At 38.3% G+C, this 22,256-nt stretch carries 13 protein-coding genes; all 13 read right to left on the bottom strand.

Features of this window, described 5'->3' with window-relative positions:
• Nucleotides 1-119: 119 nt before the first annotated feature.
• Nucleotides 120-2,390 carry a GH92 family glycosyl hydrolase gene (locus DW640_RS06920; RefSeq protein WP_055270716.1) on the bottom strand — a complete coding sequence of 757 codons (2,271 nt, stop codon included), beginning with the start codon at nucleotides 2,388-2,390 and terminating at the stop codon, nucleotides 120-122.
• Nucleotides 2,391-2,397: 7 nt separating this feature from the next.
• On the bottom strand, nucleotides 2,398-3,366 hold the full coding sequence (locus DW640_RS06915) for a 1,4-beta-mannosyl-N-acetylglucosamine phosphorylase (protein ID WP_008765821.1): 969 nt from the start codon (nucleotides 3,364-3,366) through the stop codon (nucleotides 2,398-2,400).
• Nucleotides 3,367-3,418: 52 nt separating this feature from the next.
• A complete protein-coding gene (locus tag DW640_RS06910) occupies nucleotides 3,419-4,750 on the bottom strand; it encodes an MFS transporter (protein ID WP_008765822.1) in 1,332 nt (443 codons plus the stop codon).
• A gap of 98 nt (nucleotides 4,751-4,848) precedes the next feature.
• Entirely contained in the window at nucleotides 4,849-7,053 is a 2,205-nt protein-coding gene (locus DW640_RS06905; RefSeq protein ID WP_117577688.1) for a DUF4838 domain-containing protein, read from the bottom strand.
• Between the two features lie 166 nt (nucleotides 7,054-7,219).
• On the bottom strand, nucleotides 7,220-8,569 hold the full coding sequence (locus DW640_RS06900; protein ID WP_010537900.1) for a BT_3987 domain-containing protein: 1,350 nt from the start codon (nucleotides 8,567-8,569) through the stop codon (nucleotides 7,220-7,222).
• Between the two features lie 16 nt (nucleotides 8,570-8,585).
• On the bottom strand, nucleotides 8,586-9,800 hold the full coding sequence (locus DW640_RS06895) for a BT_3987 domain-containing protein (RefSeq protein ID WP_008765825.1): 1,215 nt from the start codon (nucleotides 9,798-9,800) through the stop codon (nucleotides 8,586-8,588).
• A 16-nt stretch (nucleotides 9,801-9,816) separates the two neighbouring features.
• Nucleotides 9,817-10,839: an endo-beta-N-acetylglucosaminidase family protein gene (locus tag DW640_RS06890; RefSeq protein ID WP_008765826.1), complete on the bottom strand. Its 1,023-nt coding sequence runs from the start codon at nucleotides 10,837-10,839 to the stop codon at nucleotides 9,817-9,819.
• Between the two features lie 26 nt (nucleotides 10,840-10,865).
• Complete coding sequence (locus tag DW640_RS06885) at nucleotides 10,866-12,449, bottom strand: SusD/RagB family nutrient-binding outer membrane lipoprotein (RefSeq protein WP_117577686.1); 1,584 nt, start codon at nucleotides 12,447-12,449, stop codon at nucleotides 10,866-10,868.
• 8 nt (nucleotides 12,450-12,457) lie between these two features.
• Entirely contained in the window at nucleotides 12,458-15,295 is a 2,838-nt protein-coding gene (locus tag DW640_RS06880) for a SusC/RagA family TonB-linked outer membrane protein (protein WP_117577684.1), read from the bottom strand.
• A gap of 189 nt (nucleotides 15,296-15,484) precedes the next feature.
• The gene (locus tag DW640_RS06875) at nucleotides 15,485-16,666 is read right to left on the bottom strand and encodes a DUF1735 and LamG domain-containing protein (protein ID WP_008761679.1); all 1,182 of its coding nucleotides are present in this window, start codon (nucleotides 16,664-16,666) and stop codon (nucleotides 15,485-15,487) included.
• Between the two features lie 18 nt (nucleotides 16,667-16,684).
• Entirely contained in the window at nucleotides 16,685-17,779 is a 1,095-nt protein-coding gene (locus DW640_RS06870; protein ID WP_008761680.1) for an endo-beta-N-acetylglucosaminidase family protein, read from the bottom strand.
• A 31-nt stretch (nucleotides 17,780-17,810) separates the two neighbouring features.
• Nucleotides 17,811-19,451 (bottom strand): SusD/RagB family nutrient-binding outer membrane lipoprotein, encoded by a 1,641-nt coding sequence (locus tag DW640_RS06865; RefSeq protein WP_011107593.1) that lies wholly within the window; start codon nucleotides 19,449-19,451, stop codon nucleotides 17,811-17,813.
• A 20-nt stretch (nucleotides 19,452-19,471) separates the two neighbouring features.
• A complete protein-coding gene (locus tag DW640_RS06860; RefSeq protein WP_233525431.1) occupies nucleotides 19,472-22,246 on the bottom strand; it encodes a SusC/RagA family TonB-linked outer membrane protein in 2,775 nt (924 codons plus the stop codon).
• Nucleotides 22,247-22,256 lie beyond the last annotated feature (10 nt).

Below are 22,256 nucleotides of genomic sequence, written 5' to 3'. Positions count from 1 at the left end.
AGTGACACTATCTTTTTGAAAGGATTATTCAGGTAAGATGTAAAAAAAATAGGCTGCCGAACCCTGAAAAGTCCGACAGCCTTGTCAACCCAAAAACGATACCTATGAAACACTGTGTGTTATTTCAAATCAAATATCAAGCGTTTACCATGAACAAGTTCATCGTGGGTAATGCGGTATTTATTGAACTTCTTACCATCCAATAACACCTTATTTATATAAAGAGTTTCCGATCCGGTACGATTACTCTCAATTACCAGCTCATTTTCCTTATACCATTTAGGATCCAAGCGGATCGTTACTTTATTAAATACCGGAGTAGTCAATGTATATTCCGGCAATCCCGGACAGTCGGGATAAAAACCTATCATATTGAAAATAGCCCATGCAGACATCGTACCTGTGTCATCATTTCCAGGGATACCGTCCGGTTTGGTCGTAAAGTACTTATCCAGCAGTCGCTGTGTCTCTTTCTGTGTACGCCATTCTTCACCTTTAAAGTAAGAGAACAGATGAGCGTAAGCAATATCCGGTTCGTTAGCCGGATCATATAGTCCTTCATCAAACACCATTTGCAGCTTATTGACAAAAGGTTTCTTTCCACCCATCAGTTTAGCCAATCCATATACATCATGTGGTACATAGAAAGTATAATTCCAAGAATTACCTTCGTGGAAACCGGGATTCGGTTCAAAGTTCTCTCCCTGCCTCGGATTGAACGGACTGTAGAAAGTTCCGTCTGGAAGAATAGGTCGGAATGTACCGAACTCCTTACTATAATAATGCTTATATCCCAAAGAGCGTTTATAGAACATTTCCGCATCTTTCTTCTTTCCTAAAGCATCCGCAAAACGGGAAAGGGCAAAGTCTGCGATATAATATTCCAGTGCATGAGATACGGAGTTATCATATTGTTCACGAAGCGGCACGTATCCTTTTGACATATAGTCATCATTGTCCGGACGCATCAGATTTTCCGCCCCGGGTAATGTAGCCGACTTGTACATAGCTTCATAAGCCAGATCTACGTCAAAGTCACGCAATCCTTTCATCCATGTATCCACAATCACTGGGATACTTGGATCACCTTCCATCGTAAGAGTCTCTCTTCCATACAATTCCCATTTAGGAAACCAACCATGTTCACGATACATATCGAGCATGGTACGTACCATTTCCATCTGACGTTCGGGATAAACCAAAGTCAAAAGCTGATGTACGTTACGATATGTATCCCACAAAGAGAATACAGTATATCGGGTACCTTTCGTTGTCAGAATCTGATCGCTCTCCATAGCCGGATATTCACCATTTACATCCTGCAGAACGTTCGGATGAATCAACAAATGATAAAGTGCCGTATAAAAAACTGTTTTCTGTGCATCCGTTCCTCCTTCTACAGTGATACGTGACAAGTCATCGTTCCACTGTGCACGGGCATCGGAAAGCACCTGTTCAAAGTTTTTTCCCGACTGTTCTTTATCCAGATTCAAACGGGCATTCTCTATGCTTACAAAGGAAACTCCCATCTGTACTTCGACCTGTTCTCCTTCCTCTGTTTCAAAAGTGAAGTAAGCGCCCACATCGTCACCTGCTATTTCTTTTCCATAGCGGGTATACAATTTATATTTGCCTTGGTCTCGATCCCATTCTGCTTCCACACCTGTCATCGGACGTTGCTTTTTCCAATATCCGGTTGTGGTGGGAACTTTGTTCACTCTCATCACAAAATAGATGGGAAATACAGCTTGGGGATTATAACAGAAAGTACCCAATAGTTTCATTCCCTCTATTTCGCTGTCACTTACACGACGAAGCATGGCTCCACTCTCATTGGTCAGGCCTTCGCCCAAATTCAGAAGTATATGACTCTTTCCTCTAGGAAAAGTGAAACGGGCAATACCTGTACGCGGAGTAGCAGAGACTTCTGTCTTTATATTATACTTCGTCAGATAATTGGAATAATAGCCGGGAGAAGCCTGTTCATCCTTATATTTGCTCCCATATTCCTTATAGTCTACATTCAGTTCTCCGGTAGTAGGCATCAGCAATAAAGAACCCAGTTCAGGACAACCGACACCACTCAGATTTACATGAGAATATCCTGTAAAGAAACAATTGGTATATTCATAAGGCGTAGACCACCAACGTGCATCTTTATCGTAAGTATTATCAGCAGAACCCATCACATTAAAAGGTACTACGGACATCATTCCATTCGGACAAACAGCTCCGGGATTAGTGGTACCGAAATTTGTCGTTCCAATAAAAGGATCTACATAGTCTATCAACAGACTCTTTTCCTTATTCATAGGGGGGGCCTTACCCTCTCCCCCAAATACGGGGAGAAGGGTGAAAGCCAGTGTGCAAGTTAATAATATACGTCTCATATCCTTCTTAGATAATGCTCGTCCGTTTTGTAAAATCAATTATTTCCTGGATATAGCCGAAAGCCATTCCTACAACAGTATCTGCAGCTCCATAATAAACAGCTACACGCTCACCATCCTGCAATGCCGCACATGGGAATACCACATTGGGCACATCACCTTGAAGTTCATAAGGTGCAGCCGGACCTATCAGATATTCACGGGTACGATAAAGTACCTTTTCGGGATGATCCTTATCGAGTATCGCCGAACCCATTGCATAACGGAAACCGTTGCAAGTAGTGATAACACCATGATAGAAAAGCAACCAGCCTTCATCAGTAAGGAAAGGTACCGAACCTGCACCAATCTTGGTACACTGCCAGGCACTTTCAGGGAAAGGAGTCACTTTCATAACACAACGATGTTCACCCCAGTATTTCATATCCGGACTGTAGCTGATATAAATATCACCGAACGGTGTATGTCCATTGTCGCTGGGGCGACTTAACATAGCATATTTGCCATCTATCTTTTGCGGGAAAAGTACTCCATTACGATTGAAAGGCAGGAAGGCATTCTCGCATTGGAAGAAATCTATAAAATCAAATGTATAGGCAATACCGATAGTAGGTCCATGATAGCCGTTACACCAAGTAATCCAATATCGGTCTTCAATCCATGTAACACGCGGGTCATATTTATATTCGGATTCGATCATTTCCGTGTTACCGGCTTTAAATTGAATCGGTTCATGACTAATATCCCAATGAATACCATCTTTACTGAACCCTGTGAAGATATTCATCTGTACAGCTTTGTTGTCACAACGGAATACGCCGGCGAACCCATCTTTGAAAGGTACGACAGCACTATTGAAAATACTATTGGATGAAGGAATATGATAGCGTCCGATGACCGGATTTTGCGAGTAACGCCACATTACATCTGTACATCCGACAGGACGTTCTTCCCAGGGAATTTGAATCTTATTCATAATAATTATTTATTTAGTAATTAGTTATCTATTATCACTCAAAAATAGCAATTTATTTTTTCTTTTTTGAATCATCATACGTAAAAGGTATAAAATAGGTCATCAAAAAAGCAGGAATTGTTGCGATCAGTACATAGATAAAGAAACTACGGTATCCCAGTAAATCACTAAAATAGCCGCTGATCATTCCCGGAAGCATAACTCCCAGATTCATAATTCCCGAAGCAAATGCATAATGTGACATCTGATGTTTGCCAGGAGCAATCTGCTGCATCATGAACAAGGTCAGTCCGACAAATCCGAAACCATAGCCGAAATACTCCATTGTGATACATGTTCCGATCAGATAAAGACTGGTCGGCTGGACTACAGCAAGGAAAGTATAAGCAAGGAAAGGAAGGTTGAACACGCAACAAAGCATGAATAAAGTTTTCTTCAATCCATATCTGGCAACAAATATTCCACCCAGCAATGAACCGATAACAAAGGCGGCAGAACCAAAGACGCCATTCAATGTTCCGATTTCTGTCAATGACAGCCCCAGACCTCCGACCTCTCTGGAGGCACGCAGAAACAAAGGAGCAACCTTCATTATAAATCCTTCCGCCAATCGGTAGAGAATAATGAAGAAGATATAATATACTATATGTTTTTTAGTAAAAAAGTTCCCAATCACATTTACCAAATCCTGCATGATTTCTGAAGTAGTTTTTTTTCCGGTAGCAGGAACTTGTGTAGAAGGCAACATCTTTATATGATAAAGACCGAGCAATACCATTACTGCAGCAATTACGGCAAAAATAATCATCCATGCAGATGAATATGCACCCTTATTGGCATCTATCGAAGCTCCTTCTATTGCCCCGAAATGTTCGGCCAGCATACCTGCCAAAGCAACTAATCCACCATTGGCAACCAATTTTGCCACATTATAGAAAGCCCCCTGCACTCCAATATATTTAGCCTGATCCTCTTTATTCAGTTCTGCCATATATACACCATCGCAAGCAATATCATGTGTGGCTCCACTGAACGCAATCACCGCCATAGTGGAAATACTGATAGCAAAGAAATAATCAAAGAATAACGAAAAAGCTACTACTCCAAACAATATACCACTCAACAGTTCGGTTACCAGTACAAAAAACTTTTTGGTCCGATACATTTCAAGAAAAGGGCTCCATAAGAATTTGAGTGTCCAGGGCATCATGATAAGAGAAGTCCAAAACGTTATCTGAGTATCAGAAATACCCAAATCCTTAAACATGAATACGGAAACCAAATTGATGGCAATAAAGGGAAGTCCCATTGCAAAATAAGCGGTAGGTACCCAATAAATCGGGTTGATAGTTTTTCCTTGAGAAGCAGTTTTATTCTGTTGCATAGTTCAATAGTATATAGATGAAAGGGTCATTTTTCTGACCCATCTATATATAATACAACTAAGAAGGGCAAACTACTAACGCTTGCCCCTACTTTTTTTTATTTTATTGTTACTTCGTCGATAAAGAACCACGAAGGATGTCCTACACCATAATGCCATTCGGGACATTCTTTCGTACCGGTGACCTCAACTTTCACATAACGGGCATGCACTGGCATTTCCGATTCAGTCTTCACTCCGCGGAACTCCACTTTCCCCGAACGGTTTTCCGGCATATCATGTGTTCCCCAATGTGTATAATTCTCTCCATCTTCAGAATAGGAATAAACCACCTTCAGAGGGAAAAGAATCCAGGCTCCGATCTGATGCAGGAAATCCGTATCTATACTATGTATTTCTTTCTCTTTACCCAAATCTATAACAAAAGCACCGTCTGTTCCTTCCCAGCCAACCCAGCTTTCAACGAAAGTAGATCCTCCGAATAATCCATCCACTAATGCCGTTTTTCCGATCTCTGCATATTTACCGGTAGGAGGAATAAGATAAGTAACCTTTGCTCCTATCGCAACGCTTTTTTCTGCACGGGGCATATATCTCTCCCGATACAACTGGCAATATTCCACAGGAGAATTGGAACGTTCATTCAATGTCGGTACATTAAATTCTTTCACCCGTTCTTCAAAAAGTGCCAATTTCGGACTGATCTCATTCATATCTGTACCAGTCTCAGTACGGGCAATTTCCAATTCCGAATACTGAATGGGCAAGCGGGCACGCTGCACACGCTTCAGGAATTTATTATCTTCAGCCACCGCTTTCTCTGCATCATCAAACAGTTGATTATAACGTCGCATCAGTTGTGGTTTCAGCATTCCGTATTTATGGGAAACAGGAGAATCATAAATCCACAATCTTTGTCCGCTGCCTATCAACGCTCCCTCCATCACCTTGATATACTGATAAAGGTATGGCGCAGCCTCTCCATAGTATCCATGCAGGAAATGCTGCATCAAAGAATCAACATTCGCTTCGGGGTTCCACATTAACTTAGATACCAAATAGGCACGTAACTCAGCGAAGTCTCCTCCCCTGCTTCCTGCAATCTGTGAGAAATGCATAGTGGCATGATTCTTTTTGAACAGACGAATATTATCCTGCAAGATATGAAAATTAGGGAACGGAGCCAGATAATTATCAAAATTAATACCATAATCCCACACGAAAATATTATTAGTGATGGCAGCCCAGCCTTCCATTGCTTTCACAAACTCTTTACCTGAGGCATTTTCCGTCAAAGTCACTTCACGGTCACAATCTATATCACAAAGCATGATATTCACATTCGGCAATGGCTTCACATGTTTCGGAGGATTCATCGTATACAGATAGGCAAGCGTGGAAAATTCCTTATCGGGAAAACGGGCAGCCAGCTTATTCAAAAAAGTAATGATACTTCCTGAGAGTGCTCCTTCATAATCATCTATCGCTTTGCAGGCATCACATGTACAATTGGTATAATTACCATCATTCTGACTCACAGACATAATATGCTTATCCGGATTTGCCTTAAAAATAGAATCAATCCGCTGAGCCACGATTTCAAAAACTTCCGGGTTACTCAGACACCATTGGCTTGCTTTCCCGGGATGGCGTTTGCCTTTAAAATAAGAATAATATTCCGGATGGTCTTTTCCATATACGGAAGCAGGAAGCAACTTATCAAAAGTATGCACCCAATAACCGGCAGCAAACACTTCGTTTGGCTCTTCCAGCCTGTTCCACCATTTATATATGGAGTCTGTACGAATAGCATAACATTGTGTCTGGCGGTAACGGAAAGCCGGATTATCTATTTTATCGATAAGCGGCAGTTCGATTGTCTTCGCAGGGTTAAAAGAGTATTCGTTTTCTCCCCAGTAATCCACTCCAAGATATTGTTCGAGTAAAGTTACAACTCCGTAGACTGTCCCATTCCCACTGCCTGAAATACGTAAGATTCCATCTTTCGTAGATAGGCTGAAACCGTCTTCTGTCACTCCAGCTGGGGTTTTGCTACTGATTATAATATCTCCTTTTTTTGCATTCTGCCCTTTTACAATGGGAAATGTACAACCTGAAATTCTCTGAAGGAACAATTGAAATAAATTTGCTGATATTTGATTAATCTGGTCATTTTCTGATAGAATAATCCTGGATTTAGTTTTTCCATTATCAACTAAAACGACTTGTGCTGTTGCAGGAATATAACAACATGCTCCCAACAAACAAAGCAGCTGAAAAATAATACGGCGAATGATTCTCATAGCATTTCCTTTAATTAGTTTTTAGATAATACAATCCAAAAATATAAGATACTCAAGAAAAAAATCAGTTCTAAGTTTTATTAACAAAGAAAACTTAGAACTGATCACAACATGATATAAACAGCAAATAGCCCAAGCTCATTCAGTAATAAACTTGGGCCATTTTTTATTCAGTTTCAGTATAAATACCTACAGTATTAATATAAGGAGAATAATAAAGAGCTCCATGGAAAGTTACTCTTATATATTGCGCTTGTTTAGCCACAAGAAGAAGAATGTAACTTGTCTTATTTGCAAATCCTGAAGCTACACCAAGATCCTCATATTTCTCTCCATCATTACTTATCGCTATACTTGCACTTTCCGAAGAATAAAACCATTCATAGAAATGTAAAGCAATAGTTTTTATATTCTCTTGTTTTCCCAAATCGATATCAAGTATGCTGCCATCCGGAACATAATCATACAAGTCGCTAGATTGTCCATTCAAAGTAAAACTCCAACCCGAATGGTCATTTATTACAGAACCTACCGGTTTGTCTACACAAGATAAAAATCCGACAAGTGCTGTTTTATAAACAATATATATAACTTTATTCTCGCCTATATCTGCTCCTACTCCATCAACATTCGTGATTGTCACTGGAATAACATAGTTAGTACCCAGCTGCACAGAAGCCATATCATCCGAAAAACTCAAGGCAACACTCTCTTCCGGAGTTGTTTTTCCTTGTTTAATCATTATTGTCGATTGCTTTAAACTTGCACTAGTCAGTAAAGAATAATCTGTGCCATGCAATGCATTATACGTTCCAACTAATGCCGGATTAATAGCAAGAGTAACTTTGGTGTCACCATCTGCGGCCCATGCCGATTTTAAGATACCGTCAAGCTTCCATTCACTGCTTAAATTTGTAAATCCTTGACTATACTGATACTCTAACAGATATTCTTTACTTGAAGTCAGTGTGACATGATTTGGTTTGTAAGTCGATTCAAATGTCAAGAATATCTTACTATTACTTTCACTCGCTGATACTCCTGTTCCATTAATAGAAGTTATAGCAATCGGGAGAATATAATTTTCCGATCCGTTCTTAAATTCTTCCATATTAGTATAATGCACTTTTAAAGTATCTGCAGAGATATATTCCCCTTGTTTTATATACAAAGTTGCATTTTCCAGTTCTGCATTTTGTAAAGCTACATAGCTCGTTCCATATTCACTGTTGTATGCATCTACCAATGACCTGTCAATAGCTAATTGGATGGTCAAATCTTGTGGTGCAGGTTTAGTACACCTGACAGGAGACAAAATATGTTCGGTGGCGATTTCTTTCAAAAAAGTTCCGTCTCCTTTATACTCTAAAGTAGCATTTGTTTCACTTGGTTTATAAATATAGACATAATTGATATCATACGGATCTGTTGCTTCGTCATCGTCACATGCTGTGACTAATGGCAATGACATAGCAAAAAATGTACTGTATAATATATATTTAAATAATGCTTTCATATCATACTGTTTTAAATTATTGAGCAAATGAATATGTTTCCCATGTCACCTTTTGACGGTTTTCGTTACCTAGGTTAGAATTGCCAATTTCCACATCATGACCATTACCGGTTACATCGTGTAGTATTGTAGCTCCTTCACCTTCATTCATTGGCAGATACAACAACAAATTCTTGTCTGTATAGTCAACTTCGGTATACATAGATTTCTTTATCTGATTAACTGTGCGTGTAACTTTCCAAAAACGAACCTGACACATTTCACAGAAATCCGGAAAATATTCTTCTCCTGAAGAAATCATCTGAAATTGATCAATATTCATCGGTTGTCCTATTGAAGAAGATAATGAGGCAACTACAGTACCATTTTGGTACAATAAAGTAGTACCGGATGCTGCATCATAACTCACTGCAAAATGATACCATTTTTGTGCTTCTAAACCTTTTCCCTTAGTTGGATCACCTGTATCAAATTGAGACCCCATCGTTTTTACTTGTAGGAAATTATTTTTATAGCTACCATTCTCGGAATAGATTAAGTCACCAAACCGTATATATAGTTCTGTCCCTGAACCTCCTGAGTTTATTATAGCCTGATTATTCTTAGTATATCCACCGTTCCCTGATTTAGAGGTGACTTTACTCCACCATTCCAATGTATAATTTGGCAAAGCTAACCCCCAAGCTCCTTCCGGGGCTGCATGCATACCATTATACCATGTTAATTTAGGAACAGCTTGTTTCAAAGGCTTCACAAGAACCAATAAAAAACTGGAAGAGGATTCCGACTTCTCAATACCTCCTTCCACATTCTTAATACTGATGGGAATTGCATATTGAGCACCGCCTTCAGCTTCAAAACTTTTAATATCAACATTCACAGGATCTGCACTTACAGAACCTGCTTCAATTGTCACTGATTCAGGAAATGATATATATTCTTTAGGAGGCATTTTATAATTAGTTTCATTCTTCTTATTATAAGCATCTAATACAGATTCGTCAATAAATAAATTAGCTTTTATTGTTTGATTAATAATATTCACCAAACGTACAGTTAACGAAGTACGCGTCGTACCCTCTGTCAATGTCAATTCTTTAGTTTTGGATGTAGACGCTTCATTTATATAGACTAAATTATCTATAACATCATACTTAGCATTTTCACATGCAGTATGGACCAGTGCCAGTACCCCAAATGCCATTATTTTAAGTAAAGATATTCTCTTCATTGTTTAACCCTTTCTTTTAGTTATTAATAGGAGGATTCTGTGCAGCAATAGCTGCACGCACTGTGGGATAATCAGGATTTCCAGGATAATCATACTCAATATGATAAGCCCCCATACCTGCATGTTCTATTCCACAAGCCGGATGATAGCTCTGTTGCTCGGTAAAGTAATGCTTATCCACTGCTCTTTCAAAAGTTGCAGTCACAATAGATTTCCCCATAGCTTCTTTAAAGACATTAGGGTGACTTCTACGTACAGCTTCAAAGAAAGAATCCAATCCAGAATGTCCTAGTTCATAGGTCTGCCAAGCTATATAATCAAGACTTAGAACTGTTTCCTCTGAAAGCACTTCATAAAAGCTCAACCAACCTGCACCACCAGGGATATCAGCAACCAACATTTTCCCCGTCTTATCAAACTCCTCACGTAAAGTCTTCATAAACGCATTGGGTACTGATGGCATACTGGAGTTCATTAAAGTCCCCCAATCCTCAATATCATAATCAAATCCATCGATATTATATTTGTTACATGTATCTACAATAGCAAGTGCATATTTCTTAGCAGCCTCAATGCAAGATTGCTCATCTTTAGGATCAAAGCCCCAAAACGCTTCCTTCACTGCATCATCGTTACCCCCCGGTGTGAGATTATCACCAATATCTCCTGCGCGCCAACAAAGCACTGCTCTGGAACCCTTAGCCTGAAAGTCTTTTAAATCAGCCTGTTGCTCAACCGTCAGATTTCCCCAACAGAGCCAAAGGCTCACAAAATCCGTACTGTCCGGTAATCCACATAAAGCATATTGCATGGAAGAACCTCCCTTACCTGCCCAGTTACCAAACCAGCCAAACATAATCTTATGTGGAGAGTTAAAATAATCCTTCAAATTATTTTCATAACCTTGCGTAGGAGGTTCATAATAATCTTTCGCCTCTATGTCGGTCCAATCACTACATGCGATATTTAAGAATCCCTGCGAAAAAAAGAGAGAAATTCCTATTCCGTATATTATTTTTTTCAATTTGCTCGTTTTCATAATAAAAATTATTTTAACGTTCTGATTTAATTTTTCTTAGCCCACCAAAGATCTGTGGCAGAGTTATCTACACCACCTAACATTGATACAGCTGCTTTCACATTTGCATTATTCGTATTATATTCTGACTGAGGGAAAGGCAAACGACGCATACCACGCTGCACTGTCACCCCATCTGTATTCAGATTATTCACGATAGGGAATAGTTTAGGATAACCTGTACGACGAATGTCAGCCCACGTTTCCCAACCATTCGGAAAATTGGCAATCCACTTCTGAATCAAAATACGCTCCAAATTCTCTGTAACACTTGCTGATTCATTATATTTCGGAGTTACAGTTGACACTGCTGCTATATCCTTACCTGAATCCGAAGGATCACTGTAAGCAGCAGGAACCTTTTCACTTTTCAAATAATCGCCAATAGTAGCTTTACGTTCTTCCATAGACACTGTCACTCCTGTGTCATAAAGTTCTTTGGGAGTTCCTCCCATATTCCATTTATACATCAATGCAGCTTCTGCACGTAAAAAATAAGCTTCAGATGCAGACATAATGAGCAATTCATCATCTATACCAATATTCAGGCGGGAGAATTTTGTATAATTTGCCTGAGTTGTAGCACTTTGGTAAATACCATTTCGCACTCCTATTTGTCCTCCACCGATAGAAGCATCTGCTTCTGATGCATATTTAGCCAAACGAGGATCATTATAACCGCTTAAATATGAAGTGATATTAGCACTGATACGAATTTCATTCCATGAAGAAGTAACACGATAATATGGATTCATACCGTCATTATATTTACTATATGCAGCATCTGATGCAGATGTCATCACACCAATTACATCAGAAACAGCTTCTTCTGCTTTCTCCTTGGCAAGTGCTGGAGAAACACTAGAAATGCGCATTGCCATACGAAGCTTTAAAGAATTGGCAAATTTCACCCATTTGTTAAAATCTCCATTAAATACAAGATCGTATTCTGATAAAGAACTCATATCTTCATTACCTAACACTGCTACTTTAAAAGCGGAAATCGCTTCATCCAAATCATCAAACATGTGTTTATAAAGATCCTCCATATTGTCATATTCTACAGTAAAAGCAGTTCCTGTAATTTGAGAATAAGGAATCGGTCCATAACAATCACTAATTTTAAGTGAAGCTGCCACACGAAGAATCTGTGCCCATTGATAAGCCAATCCTTTGCCATCAGAAAGATCACGTATCTGGAAATATCCGGTATAAATCTGTGGCATAGTAGTATCAAACATATTTCCATACCACCCAACTCTTGGATTGTAAGTATAATAATTACCTCCATTACCCCATTGGGCGATACAAGTAATTTCTCCACCATATTCAGATCCAATCATCTGATCCAACATCTGTGAATTGTTCTGTTGTCCTTGTACTAATGCAGGAATCATGCTTTTAATCAATGATCCGGTGATTGCATTATCACCCAGCATTTGGTCAGGTTTAGGTCCAAAGGGATTTGTATTATACTCTTCAAATTTATCGGTACAACCTGTTCCTAGTGCTACTAACAAAGTATACACAGACAGTTTTGCAAACTTCTTTATTATCTTATTCTTTTTCATAATCTAAACTAGAATGTTAGTTTGACATTAAATCCGAGACTTCTCAAACTAGGTTGTTGAAAATAGTCAACCCCCTGATAGAAATTACTAGTGACAGAAGATGTACTTTCCGGATCATAAGGTGCTTTACAATAAATCATCCATAAATTCTTTCCTGTAAGCCCCAGTGTCATATTTACATGATTTTTGAACCATGTTTTAGGAAGTTGGTAGCTCAAGCTCAGTTCAGAAAGGCGAATATTCGTTGCACTATATGTATAATAAGTACCAACAGCGGTAGTTACTTTACTATAATATTCCTCAGCATCCACTTTACTGTCTCCAACCCATACACCGCCTGCCTGACGAGCAACTGCAGAACTTTCAGATACACCATATTTATCAATCATGGCTTGTGTATCCGATACAACTAATCCTCCAAAACGCCCGGTGAATGCAAATCCAAGATTCCATCCCTTCCAAGCAACACTACCATTCCATCCCAAATAATATTTAGGAAGAATAGAGCCAACCTTGCGGTATTCCGTATTTTCAATAGCCAAACTTCCATTAGAGGGGTCTTTCCAAATATATCCATTAGGAGACTGACGCAAACGCTGATTGATATAAATATCTCCCATTGATCCGTTTTCATAGAGTCTTAAAGTCGGACCACCACTAGTTCCCAATGTTCCTTTTGAGTAATACTCCATTTCGATAGCTTCGCCGGTTTCCGGATTGATGGCACCATTCGCTAAACTAACGATCTTGTTTTGATTAAGAGTGTAAGTGAAATTTGTAGATACCTTCACTTTATCAAATGTATCAGAATATCCTAAAGCCAGCTCAATACCCTGATTCTGAATATTACCAGTCTGCACAATATTATTCTTATATCCAGATGAAGCCGATGCATCAACATAGAATGTCTGATTGAAGGTATTAGAACGATAGAAGGTCATATCTAAATTAATACGGTTGCCAAGGAATTTAGCATTGACGCCTAGTTCCCATGATTTTGTATTTTCTGGTTTCAGATTAGTATTATAATGACTTGCAGGATATTCATATGTATTTGTTTGCTCATTATAAGTATATTGCATTTGGGTAAGGTATCGATTAGGGGAAGAAGCGACCTCCGCCCACGAACCACGAACTTTCAAATAAGAAATAGCTTTTGGTAGCTTTACAGATTCACTAACAAGCCATGACAGACCAACAGACGGATAAAAGTAGGAACCTTTGCTGGTAAAAGCTAATTGAGATGCCCAGTCATTACGCCCAGTGACAGTCAAATACAATTGATGATTCCATCCTAATTCTGCACTTGCAAAAACACTTTGTACTTGATCATGCCATTTTGATTCATTACGCTTGGAAGTATTGACATTAATATTGCCATAATGGAAGAAATTAGGAATTTGCTCCAATCCTCCTTTTAGATACATAGCATCTTCCTGAATATCATTAATAGAAGCACCAACAGTTGCATTCAATGAAAGTTTGTCATCAAAGAAATTCTTATTTATGCTAGCCATTACATCAGCATAAACAGACCGATCATTTTGTTTAGTATGTCCATAATAACCTTTAGAACTACTTTCTGTAAAAGTACCTCGTGTACTAGCATAATACTTTTCATAACTATCGCTATCTGAATTATCCACACGTACTCGCCCTGTTACATTCACCCAATCTGTTATATCCCATTTCAGACTAGCATTAAACATATAACGACGTTTAGAAAGCTCATTCTGCATTCGATTCATAATCCAATATGGGTTTTGCATATCCAAATCAGTACCAAATATAGATTCCGGCCAATATTGTACCATAAGGTTTCGAGCCTCACTATAGCGTTCATACATCTGTACTTCCTGAAAGTTTTCACCTCGTGGAAAAAGATAAAGAGATACCAAGGGATTAAAATATTGTCCACTACCTACCATATTCTTATTATTTTGAATAATATATTGAGCTCCCAAATCAAGACTCAACTTATTATCACAGAATTTAGCGGTATTACGAATAGAGAAATTATAGCGGTTATAAGCATTATTAGGTAAGATACCTGTAGAGTTTGTAGTAGAGACAGATGCGTAAGTTTGATTTTGTTCAGTACCAGTGGTCAACGTGAAACCATTCATCTCCGTCATTCCCGTATTGAAGAAGTCAGATGGATCAAAGTTGCTAGGAGTATCCATCAAGCTCCCCCAACTGCCTAACTCTCCTTCACGATTACCATAAATATTCTGAAACTTCGGCATCATCATCGGAGATGAAAAACTTGTACTATTACTATAAGAAATTTGCACTTTTCCTACAGTAGCTTTTTTAGTAGTGATAAGAATAACTCCATTAGAAGCATCCGAACCATACAAGGCTGCAGCGGAAGGTCCTGTTAAAATTGTCATGCTCTCAATATCTTCAGGATTAATATCAGCTACGCTATTAGATCCTGGCTGTTTGTTCATCGTACCTCCAGCATTATCTCCTGAATTTACATTAAACATTGGAATACCATCAATAACATAAAGTGCATTATCATTTTTCTCCAAAGACTTTGTACCACGCATAACTACACGAGCCGCAGCCCCAGCACCGGCTGAAGAAGCATTTATTGTTACGCCAGCTACTTTTCCTGATAAAGCATTAATAAAGTTAGCATCCTTTATATTAGTCAATTCATCTCCCTTTACTTGCTGTACATTATAACTCAACGCTTTTTGTTCACGTTTGATACCCAACGCAGTAACTACTACTTCGTCCAAGGTTTGCGTGTCTTCACCCATTGTGACTTTTAGGGGTTGGGCGTTGGCAAGCGTGATTGATTGGGAGATATGCGGAGTAGTATGAGAGAAGAACATCTCATACTAAATATAACCATTAATATTTGTATTTGATAATTCATATATTTGTGTAAATATATAAATTGTTGAGTGGATAGTTCTGTCTCTTTATTTATGTTGTTATTATTTACAATGTATAGTAAAAACAAAGGCTGCCTCATTCCAAAGGCAGCCTTTTCTATATGTACAATTTATTGTAGTTTGTTGCTATTCTTGCGGTGGGAATATAAACCCGTTCCCTTTGTTATCATCAAAAGAATAACTTGATGGCTTGGGTAAATTCTTACCATTCTTACTCCAGTCCCAAAGCAGAGTCTCATCCTCTGTAATTTCTCCGGTAGCACTATCCCTCTTCTTCCCATTCAATGGATAATAAAGCAGTAAATTGTCATCGTCAGGATTTACCATCTTCCATATATTCGAAGCTATCTCTTGCGAAGTTCTGGCCGTTTTCCAAAAACGAACCTCACGAATCAGCTCGTTTGAACCACCAATCCAAAAGCCAATCAATCCATAAGGACCTGTTCTGATTTCCCGGTCAGCAACCAGCACTCCGTTCACGTATACATAATTTTTTTGACCATCATATACGAAAGCTAACATATACCAAGTGTCAGGCTGTGCAGAGAATTTGTCAGCGGGAACATCAATCTGAGAGCTTCCCGTCTTAATTTGTAATTGATTAGGGTTAATAGTTACATCACCGAAACGAGTATAAATCTCATCCATAGGACCAGCATTGGCAACCAATTTAGTTCCACAAATAGAACGATTGTTACTTTTGTAACTAGCCCTGTTGACCATAACTTCCATTGTCCATTGATCAACTTTGAAATCGTTAGGGAACATTTTATCATCCTCGCTCCCCGAACCACTTCCACTTGTACTTATCCGGAGCGCTTTTGTATTCACTCTTTGCTCAAGTACAAGTAAAGTCTCTTCTTGCCCTCTGATAATATTCACGTCACCTCCTGTAATACGTATAGGCAAAGCATAGTTACCTTCTAGTGAGAATTTTACATTCTTCAAAGAAATAGGAACATCCATCATTGCATAAAGAGGCATAAATGTTATTTTCTGTGAGATCTCATACATCTCTTTAGGAAGTACTATATAGTTAGTTCCATTTTTAGCATTATAAGCATCTAACTGAGCTTGATTACCAGCCTCCAATGTAACTTTTATTTCTTTAGTATCTTGAACAGCTAAAGCTACTTGCAGCCCTTTAATTTCCACATCTTTGCCTTCTTCCACAAAGCTTTGTAATACGCCGTTATTAGCTATATATACTCCTTGCTCACTTTGAAAATCATCCAAAGGATTCTTATATAACTCATTTTGACAACCTGTTAAGAATAACAGAACAGCTAAATAAATATTCTTTTTCATAATAGTCATTCTTTAATATTAATCGAACTTACCAGGATATACCTGATTACCAAAATACAAGGCTTTTCTCAACCATTTGTAAGGAGGGTCATTCGGGTAGTCATACTCCATATGATAAGTGCCTATACCACCTATTCTCTTACCACTGGGCAAATCGAGTGTTGCATAGTCAAGAATCTGATTCCCTTCCATGCTGTTCAATTCAGGACGTACACTTGTATAATAAGTTATACCACCAGTTTTCCACCCTTGTTCAAATTCTACGGTAATAATTGTTTTACGCTCCCAGTCGTCCAGATTCGGTTTATTTATTTTATAAATTACAGAACTAGTACTTGATTCCCAATATGCCTGATAGATATAATGATCAACCAATTTTGAAGTTTCTGTAGATAAGAGATCCGGCTGACCATCCATAACTAACATTCTTCCAGCAGGACGTAGACGGGCACTTAAAGTTTCAATGAAAACCTGCATCTTATTATTACCGCTAGGACTGATTGTCTGGTAGTTTGCTAAAGTTCCGGAATGTCCATATCCAGGTTCGTAGTCAATATCAAAACCATCAAGATTGTACTTTTCAATACTATCACAAATAGCATTTGCATATGCTTTTACTCCTTCAATGAAGTTTCCTTGTCCCTTTTCTTCTACCCAATATTGCGTTGCATTCAATCCTTTAGGAGTCAGCTGATCTCCCAAATCTTGAATAATCCAACATAATAATGCCTTTCCTCCTTTCACTTCCTGGAAGAATTTCAAATCTGCTTTCTGTTCATCAGAAAGGTAACCTCTTGTTCCCCAGAGAGATACAAAATCTACACTATCGGGTAACATCTTCAAATAATTTTGAGCGTTGTTTCCTTTTCCAGTCCAGTTACCAAACCAACCAAAGCCTTTCACATGAGGAGTTTTTCTATATTCTCTTATTTGAGCGAAATATTCACGCATGGTCGGTGTAAGATCTTCTTCGGTTTGGGCTTCTATTAGGGGAATCAGACGGTGCATTCCTTCTTGATTCTCAAAAACCTCTCTTTCTTCAGATGTCCAGTCAGAACAGCTTAGTATACTTAAGGCAGATATACCTATACACAAATACTTTAATAATTTCATAATTTTCTTTTCTTAAAAATGAATATCATTATTACTGATTAGGTTGTTTGGGCCTGTTTGAACGTACCCACCATAATTTAGTAGCTCCTATATCTCCACCTCCCAGCAATGTTGGAATTTCAGCCATATTAGGATTGGAATTATAGGCTGTAGGAGCAAATCTAAAGCGTTCAGGAACTCTGCAATCTTCTATTGAGGCGCCAATTCTTCCAGGAGCAGCTTCATCCATAGGTTTCATTAAATATGGGAAACCGGTTCTGCGATATTCGGTCCAGGCTTCCACAGCGTTCGGATATAGTGCCAGATATTTTTGCGTAATAATTTTCTGTAACTGTTCTTCTTGCTTACTCAAATTTCCTGTGTAATCATCCCATTTGGGTGAAGTATTTCCAATGCTTAAATCATGGTTATAAGTGCCATATTTGTAATTACTACCAGTGAGTCCGGTTGGTTTACCTGTTCCTGACAGGTATGTGGCAACTCCACTGACTCCTTGCTCTTGAAATGAAATATTTATTCCTTGTTCATAGAACGTTTTGGGGTCACCACCTATCAAATTGTATAGAGCAGCTTCTGCTTTCAGAAAATAAGTTTCGGATGCTCTGAACCAATATAAAGGAGAATTAGAATCTACTTTCGGACGCGATGCAAATTTTGCAGAATATGAGGTTTCCGATTTAGATTTACTATTCGTCGGTGCAACCGGAAAATAACCTGTTTGCGCCCAACTGCCAGAACCATATGTTCCTTCAGTAAAATATGCACTTAACCTAGGGTCTTTATATCCATCCAAATATCCCCAAATAGTGGCGCCCATTCTTGTTTCGTTATATTCATTGACAGATGCTAACATTGAATTCAGCAATGGCATTTTATCAGAACTTTTGATCTTTGCTTCACTTGAAATATCTTCGATAACACCGCCATTTTTAGGATCTAATGCTTTCGTAATATATTCTTTAGCCAAAGTCTCATCTATAAAATGTACTCTGACAGCTATTCTCAACATTAATGAGTTAGCCAGTTTTACCCAGTTTTGAACATTGCCATTGTATATCAAATCGTACTGAGCCATCACACTATAAGATATTGTATTCAGCAATTCTACTGATTTTGACAGATCAGCCAGCATGCTTCTGTAAACAACTTCCTGGCTGTCGAATTTTGGCGCAATACTTCCATCACCTGCTGAGTTATAAGCAATAGGACCGAAAACGTCTGTAGCTCGCAACCATGCTATATTTCTGACAATATTAGCAATCTCCAATATAGCTTGTTCTGATGGGGAATCCGAATCTTTAGCGATTTCATATATTTCATTCCAGGGCAAAAAGATTTGCGAGTAAAAGTTCTGATATGCATAATTCATTCTACTATCTGTAAAATTCCAATTAGCCTCATTATTAAATCCCCAATTATTATTATTGCCAAAATAACCAATATAGTTACCAGAAGATATCAAATCAGTATTTTGTAAATCATTTCCAGGTCCAGTTGTCAAACTAGGTGAACCTATAGGGATCACTCTTTGCTGCATATTCATGAAACGGGCACCATATTTAAGAGGACCTAATTCCCCATCGGAGACACCGTAAGGATTGGTATTGACAGCTTCATAATCACAAGCTGACATAGAACAAAGTGCCAAAAGCAGAATTATATATTTTTTCATATTCAATTCCTTTATTTATTTTAGAATCCAAATTTCAAACTCAATCCATAAGTAGACTGGCTGGGTAACATAAAGTAATCGTATCCTTGACCAAAAGTACCAGTGGAAGCTGTTAGTTCAGGATCATAAGGGGCCTTATTGTATATCATCCATAAATTAGTACCGTATACTGACAAGCTCAAATTATTAACAGTTCCTTTAAACCATTTATTGGGGAAAGTATAAGTTAGTCTGGCTTCCTGCAATCTCACATTAGTTGCTGAGTATGTATAGTAGGCATCCAAATTAGAAACTGCATCATAATAAGTTTTTGGATCAACTTTGAAATATCCTAATGATACACCACCTGCATCACGTGCATCTGCTGATGCTTCAGATACTCCATATCTGTCTAACATAGCTTGTGTTTTAGATATTACGATTCCTCCAATACGAGCTGTGAACAACAAGTTAAGATTAAATCCTTTGTAACTAAATCCATGCTGCCATCCCAAATTCCATTTAGGATTCACGCTACCTAGCTTGTAGGGTGTGGTGGTTTCTGTAGTTAATGCTTGACCTGGCTGATAGTCTACATAATTATCACCATCTCTTTTTAGCCATTCATTTGCATATACAGTACCAATTTCTCCTCCTTCTCTCAAACGGAAACGCCCAACCTGAATATCCGTTAAATCTATCAAGGTATTTGTTACCGGATTCAAGACATCGCGTGCCAATTGGATAATTTTATTTTTATTTGTCGTTGCAGTGAACGTTGTACTATAATTAAAATTACCAAATTTCTTGTCAAATCCTAAACTTAATTCAAGTCCTCTATTTTGGACATTACCAGCTTGTACAAACATATATTCAAAATTACTACCCAATGTAGCTTTCAGTAACTGATTATATGTATTTGAATGATAATACGTAACTCCGAAAGTTATTGTATTATTAAACCATTTGGAATCAAGACCTACTTCATAAGAACGAGTTCTTTCAGCTTTCAGATTGGAAATCGGATAATATTTAAAAGGTTTAAAGGTTCCTCCTTCAAGTTCGTGAGTGAGAGTTCCGGGAGTTAATCCTGTATAAGGGATCGGCGAACCTACCTCTGTATAGGAAGCTCTGACTTTCAGGAAACCTAAAGTTGGCTCTAATTTTTCTTTAATATTATTGGGTAACAGTTCAGTAACGATGGCAGACAAACCAACTGAAGGATAGAAAATCCACGGATCATCACTGTTTACCAATTGAGAAGGCTTATCGGCTCTCCCTGTCAAGGTTAGGTATAAGGCCGAATTCCATGATACCTCAGCAGAAGCAAATACAGCAAAATTTCTCCTGCGGCTGTCTCCACCGGTTTGACTTGCGGTGCTCTGCGTCGGGTCTATATTACTATATACAAATTTATTCGGTACTAATAGCAACTGCCCTCCATATCCACGTCCTTTTGTATCATATTCTTCGAAAGAAGTTCCTGCATTGATCGTAGCATGATAGATTTCAGCAAACTGTTTATCGAAGTTTACCATTATATCTGCATATTTCTGTCGAAACGTCTCGTTAGAGTATGTATAGCGTCCGTTTGTACTAGCATATGTGTTTATGGTAGATGCATAACGTTTATCTTCCTTTTCAGTATATGTATTATCTAAACGTACACGACCTGCCACATTCAAATAGTTGGTAATATCGTACTTTAAAGAGGCATATAACATATAACGGTCTTTTACTTCCGGACGAATATTACGATAGGCAATCCAATATGGGTTTTGTATATCCATACCAAAATCTCCGGGACTCCATTGCTGTTGAGAATATCCGAGTTCACTATTATAGCGTTCAAAATACTTCTCTTTCTCAAAATCTTCACCGCGCGGATATAAGTATGCGCCAACAATTGGATTAAAATAAGTTCCATAAGAAATCATATTGTTATAATACTCACGTATATAACTTGCAGATGCATCTAATGTCAGCTTATCATTCAAGAATTTAGCAGTATTTCTCAATGTCACATTGTAACGGTGGTACTTGTTATTGGGTACAATTCCATCAGAATTTACAGCAGCAATCGAAAAATAAGTCTGATTCTTATCGTTTCCGGTTGAAAGATTAAATGAATTATTAAAGGTTGCCCCTAATTCAAAGAAGTCTTTAGGATCATATGATGGTTGGTTCTCCAATTTATCCCCCCACGAATAATAGTTTCCTGATATTCCATATCTATTTTGGAATTTAGGCATCGTGAGTGGTGTCATAAACTCTACTGAAGAAGATACATCTATACGCATTTTTCCAGCTTCGCCTTTCTTCGTATTGATTAAGATTACTCCATTTGCTGCACTTGCTCCATACAATGCTGCAGCAGACGGTCCAGTCAATACTGACACACTTTCAATATCATCCGGATTGAAATTGGCGATACCTTCACCTGAAGTTCTGCCGCTTCCGAATCCTGTTCCGTCGCCAGTTCTGTCAGCTTGATTACCAATTGGTACACCATCAACTACATATAGAACATTGTTATCTCCGCTAATAGATTTGTTACCACGCATTGTAACACGAGTACTACCTCCTACACCGGAAGCACTGCGTTGTATATTCACACCAGCCACTTTTCCGTTTAGACTATTGACGAAGTTAGCATCCTTTACGGAAGTTAAAGCATCATTGTTAACTTTCTGCACATTATAGCTAAGTGCTTTTTCAGAACGTTTGATACCCAAAGCAGTAACAACAACTTCATCCAATTTTTGTGTATCTTCCCCCATTGTTATTTTCAATGGCTGGGCATTGGTCAACGTGATTGCTTGGGAG

Source organism: Bacteroides sp. AM23-12 (assembly GCF_003434395.1).
Taxonomy (GTDB): Bacteria; Bacteroidota; Bacteroidia; order Bacteroidales; family Bacteroidaceae; genus Bacteroides; species Bacteroides thetaiotaomicron.
This window is presented reverse-complemented; position numbering and strand designations above follow the sequence as displayed.